Source organism: Actinospineispora eucalypti (assembly GCF_039543365.1).
Lineage (GTDB): Bacteria > Actinomycetota > Actinomycetes > Mycobacteriales > Pseudonocardiaceae > Pseudonocardia > Pseudonocardia eucalypti.
In genome coordinates this window covers 1-5,204 of sequence record NZ_BAABJP010000075.1, presented here as the reverse complement: position 1 = coordinate 5,204, position 5,204 = coordinate 1, and the positions used below count along the sequence as shown (strand labels likewise).

Sequence of the window (5,204 nt, the reverse complement as noted above, 5' to 3'; positions counted from 1 at the left end):
GCGCAGTAGGGCTTAGCTTCCGGGTTCGGAATGGGACCGGGCGTTTCCCCCACGCTATAACCACCGGCAACAATATCAAATTATCAACCCTCAAACCCCGCCCCCACCACACACATGATGTGGTGTGGGGGTGGTTGTTTGTTCAGGGTCACACAGTGGATGCAAACACCTCGTTGCGGTGAAGCCGCTCGGCCTATTAGTACCAGTCAACTCCACACCTCACGGCGCTTCCATTTCTGGCCTATCAACCCAGTGGTCTGCTGGGGGCCTTACCCCACCACAAGGGTGGGAGGGAGACCTCATCTTGGAACGGGTTTCCCGCTTAGATGCCTTCAGCGGTTATCCCTTCCGAACGTAGCCAACCAGCCGTGCCCCTGGCGGGACAACTGGCACACCAGAGGTTCGTCCGTCCCGGTCCTCTCGTACTAGGGACAGCCTTCCTCAAGTCTCCAACGCGCGCGGCGGATAGGGACCGAACTGTCTCACGACGTTCTAAACCCAGCTCGCGTGCCGCTTTAATGGGCGAACAGCCCAACCCTTGGGACCTACTCCGGCCCCAGGATGCGACGAGCCGACATCGAGGTGCCAAACCATGCCGTCGATATGGACTCTTGGGCAAGATCAGCCTGTTATCCCCGGGGTACCTTTTATCCGTTGAGCGACACCCCTTCCACAAGGAGGTGCCGGATCACTAGTCCCGACTTTCGTCCCTGCTCGACTTGTCAGTCTCACAGTCAAGCTCCCTTGTGCACTTACACTCGACACCTGATTGCCAACCAGGCTGAGGGAACCTTTGGGCGCCTCCGTTACATTTTGGGAGGCAACCGCCCCAGTTAAACTACCCACCAGGCACTGTCCCTGAACCGGATCACGGTCCGAGGTTAGACACCCAATTCGAACAGAGTGGTATTTCAACGTCAACTCCACCACAACTGGCGTTGCGGCTTCACAGTTTCCCACCTATCCTACACAATCCGAACCGAGCACCAATACCAAGCTATAGTAAAGGTCCCGGGGTCTTTCCGTCCTGCCGCGCGTAACGAGCATCTTTACTCGTAGTGCAATTTCGCCGAGTCTGTGGTTGAGACAGCGCCCAAGTCGTTACGCCATTCGTGCAGGTCGGAACTTACCCGACAAGGAATTTCGCTACCTTAGGATGGTTATAGTTACCACCGCCGTTTACTGGCGCTTAAATTCTCCGCTTCGCCTTACGACTAACGGGTCCTCTTAACGTTCCAGCACCGGGCAGGCGTCAGTCCGTATACATCGTCTTGCGACTTCGCACGGACCTGTGTTTTTAGTAAACAGTCGCTTGGGCCTGGTCTCTGCGACCGGCCACCCCTAGCCCGCGAAGGGCTTCAAGGCAACCGGTCCTCCTTCTCCCGAAGTTACGGAGGTATTTTGCCGAGTTCCTTAACCACAGTTCGCTCGATCGCCTCGGTATTCTCTACCTGACCACCTGTGTCGGTTTAGGGTACGGGCCGCTCAAGAACTCGCTAGAGGCTTTTCTCGACAGCATGGGATCGCCCTACTTCGCCTCAATCGGCTACGCATCACCTCTCACCCTTCACGACACCCGGATTTACCTAGATGTCGGGCTACAGGCTTACACCAGGACAACCAACGCCTGGCGGGACTACCCTCCTGCGTCACCCCATCGCTTGGCTACTACCACCTCAGGTCCCAGCCTCACACCACCCCCAACCCGAAGGCCGGTAAGCAATGATCAGGTGGTTAGTATCAGTAGGTTCACCACTGGTCGCGCTTGCGCGGGCACGGGAATATCAACCCGTTATCCATCGACTACGCCTGTCGGCCTCGCCTTAGGTCCCGGCTCACCCTGGGCGGAATAACCTGGCCCAGGAACCCTTGGTCAATCGGCGGCGGAGTTTCTCACTCCGCTTTCGCTACTCATGCCTGCATTCTCACTCACACACCCTCCACAACTCGCTCACGCGGCTGCTTCGACGGATGCACGACGCTCCCCTACCCACACACACAACTACACACACCCCCCGAAAGAGGCGCGCGGATTACACGTGCATGTGCCACGGCTTCGGCGGTGCGCTTGAGCCCCGCTACATTGTCGGCGCGGATCCACTTGACCAGTGAGCTATTACGCACTCTTTCAAGGGTGGCTGCTTCTAAGCCAACCTCCTGGTTGTCTGGGCGAACCCACATCCTTTCCCACTTAGCGCACGCTTAGGGGCCTTAGCCGGTGATCTGGGCTGTTTCCCTCTCGACTACGAAGCTTATCCCCCGCAGTCTCACTGCCACGCTTCACTTCACTGGCATTCGGAGTTTGGTTGAGTTCGGTAAGCTTGTCGGCCCCCTAGCCCATCCAGTGCTCTACCTCCAGGAAGAAACACGCAACGCTGCACCTAAATGCATTTCGGGGAGAACCAGCTATCACGGAGTTTGATTGGCCTTTCACCCCTACCCACAGCTCATCCCCCAGGTTTTCAACCCTGGTGGGTTCGGGCCTCCACACCGTCTTACCGGCGCTTCACCCTGGCCATGGGTAGATCACTCCGCTTCGGGTCTGCAACACACGACTCAACCGCCCTATTCGGACTCGCTTTCGCTACGGCTACCCCACACGGGTTAACCTCGCCACATGCCACAACTCGCAGGCTCATTCTTCAAAAGGCACGCCATCACCCCCACACGGAAGGCTCTGACGGCTTGTAGGCACACGGTTTCAGGTACTCTTTCACTCCCCTCCCGGGGTACTTTTCACCTTTCCCTCACGGTACTAGTCCGCTATCGGTCATCAGGTAGTATTTAGGCTTAACGGGTGGTCCCGCCAGATTCACAGCAAATTCCACGAGCTCGCTGCTACTCGGGAACACCAACCAACCCACCAAGGCATGTTTTCGTGTACGGGACTCTCACCCTCTACGGCAACCCTTTCCAGAGGCCTTCCACTAACACACCAAGACAAGTTCGAACCCCAGGCGGGAGGTTCACGTCGACGTCCCACAACACCCATACCGCAACGCCCGCCAGCTTGAACACGATACAGGTTTAGCCTAATCCGCTTTCGCTCGCCACTACTCACGGAATCACAATTGTTTTCTCTTCCTACGGGTACTGAGATGTTTCACTTCCCCGCGTTCCCTCCACACACCCTATACATTCAGGTGCGGGTGACACCCCTTTCAAATCCGGGTGCCGGGTTACCCCATTCGGAAATCCTCGGATCACAGCTAGGTTGACAACTCCCCGAGGCCTATCGCGGTCTCCCACGTCCTTCATCGGCTCCTGATGCCCAGGCATCCACCATGTGCCCATAAACACTTCACCACAACAAGATGCTCGCATCCACTATGCAACACTCAACAAACAACCACACCCCACCACAACACCAGCCACCACCCACACACAACAAGCGAGCGTTAGACCGGCAGTAGCCGGAGCGGCCACCAAGAACACACCCAAACGGATGTCTCCTCAGGACCCAACAGTGCGCCAAACCCCATCAACATCAGCATGAAATGGTTCGCCATATGTTCCACCCAGCCACCCCCAACACCCACCCACCCACAAGCGGGAACACAGGATGCCGTGAAACAGGGATGAACTCATAGTGAAAGGAGAATGAACTCCCCACAACACGTGGGAACTCCTTAGAAAGGAGGTGATCCAGCCGCACCTTCCGGTACGGCTACCTTGTTACGACTTCGTCCTAATCGCCAGTCCCACCTTCGACAACTCCCTCCCTTACGGGTTGGGCCGTCGGCTTCGGGTGTTACCAACTTTCATGACGTGACGGGCGGTGTGTACAAGGCCCGGGAACGTATTCACCGCAGCGTTGCTGATCTGCGATTACTAGCGACTCCGACTTCACGGGGTCGAGTTGCAGACCCCGATCCGAACTGAGACTCACTTTAAGGGATTCGCTCCACCTCACGGTCTCGCAGCCCTCTGTATGAGCCATTGTAGCATGTGTGAAGCCCTGGACATAAGGGGCATGATGACTTGACGTCATCCCCACCTTCCTCCGAGTTGACCCCGGCAGTCTCCCATGAGTCCCCGCCACTACGCGCTGGCAACATGGAACAGGGGTTGCGCTCGTTGCGGGACTTAACCCAACATCTCACGACACGAGCTGACGACAGCCATGCACCACCTGCACACCAACCACAAGGGAAGCCCTATCTCTAGGGATGTCTGGTGCATGTCAAACCCAGGTAAGGTTCTTCGCGTTGCATCGAATTAATCCACATGCTCCGCCGCTTGTGCGGGCCCCCGTCAATTCCTTTGAGTTTTAGCCTTGCGGCCGTACTCCCCAGGCGGGGCGCTTAATGCGTTAGCTGCGGCACAGAGACCGTGGAATGATCCCCACACCTAGCGCCCAACGTTTACGGCGTGGACTACCAGGGTATCTAATCCTGTTCGCTCCCCACGCTTTCGCTCCTCAGCGTCAGTATCGGCCCAGAGACCCGCCTTCGCCACCGGTGTTCCTCCTGATATCTGCGCATTTCACCGCTACACCAGGAATTCCAGTCTCCCCTGCCGAACTCCAGTGATGCCCGTATCGACCGCAAGCTAAAAGTTAAGCTTCTAGTTTTCACGGCCGACGCGACACACCGCCTACGAGCTCTTTACGCCCAATAATTCCGGACAACGCTCGCACCCTACGTGTTACCGCGGCTGCTGGCACGTAGTTGGCCGGTGCTTCTTATCCAGGTACCGTCACTTACGCTTCGTCCCTGGCGAAAGAGGTTTACAACCCGAAGGCCGTCATCCCCCACGCGGCGTCGCTGCGTCAGGCTTCCGCCCATTGCGCAATATTCCCCACTGCTGCCTCCCGTAGGAGTCTGGGCCGTATCTCAGTCCCAGTGTGGCCGGTCGCCCTCTCAGGCCGGCTACCCGTCGTCGCCTTGGTAGGCCATCACCCCACCAACAAGCTGATAGGCCGCGGGCCCATCCCACACCGAAAAAACTTTCCACACAACCCCATGCAGGACCATGTGAATATCCGGTATTAGACCCAGTTTCCCAGGCTTATCCCAGAGTGCAGGGCAGGTCACCCACGTGTTACTCACCCGTTCGCCGCTCGTGTACCCCCGAAAGGGCCTTACCGCTCGACTTGCATGTGTTAAGCACGCCGCCAGCGTTCGTCCTGAGCCAGGATCAAACTCTCCACAGAAAAACCCTGACAAACAAAAACACAAACTGGCACAAACAAACCAAAACAC

The 5,204-nt window shown here is 57.3% G+C and carries 3 rRNA genes; all 3 read right to left on the bottom strand.

Going from position 1 to position 5,204, the window contains the following annotated elements:
* A 5S ribosomal RNA gene (gene rrf, locus ABEB12_RS41975) occupies positions 1–68 on the bottom strand; the annotation flags it as partial.
* Between the two features lie 107 nt (positions 69–175).
* Positions 176–3,306: ribosomal RNA gene (locus ABEB12_RS41970) — 23S ribosomal RNA — on the bottom strand.
* Between the two features lie 327 nt (positions 3,307–3,633).
* Positions 3,634–5,155: ribosomal RNA gene (locus ABEB12_RS41965) — 16S ribosomal RNA — on the bottom strand.
* Between the last annotated feature and the right edge of the window lie 49 nt (positions 5,156–5,204).